This window comes from Streptomyces sp. 7-21, from assembly GCF_016741785.1.
Taxonomy (GTDB): Bacteria; Actinomycetota; Actinomycetes; order Streptomycetales; family Streptomycetaceae; genus Streptomyces.
Genome location: NZ_JAERRL010000058.1, coordinates 1 through 232 on the forward strand (window position 1 = coordinate 1; position 232 = coordinate 232).

A 232-nucleotide genomic window follows, 5' to 3' on the forward strand; every position below is an offset into this window, starting at 1 on the left:
CGGCGGCGTTCCACTGCGGGGTGGATGAGGTGCTGCTGGCGGGGCTGGTGGCGGGGGTGGCGTCGTGGCGTGGCGGTGGTGGTGGGGGGCTGCTGGTGGCGGTGGAGGGGCATGGGCGTGAGCCGCTGGCGGGGGGGATGGATCTGTCGCGGACGGTGGGCTGGTTTACCAGCGTGTATCCGGTGCGGCTGGATGTGGGGGGCCTTGATCCGGGGGAGATCGCGGCGGGTGG

At 73.7% G+C, this 232-nt stretch carries 1 protein-coding gene; it reads left to right on the top strand.

Annotated features, from left to right (window positions below; translation table 11 throughout):
• Positions 1-232: hypothetical protein (locus tag JK356_RS22110; protein WP_236671730.1), on the top strand; the 232-nt coding region annotated here is incomplete at both ends.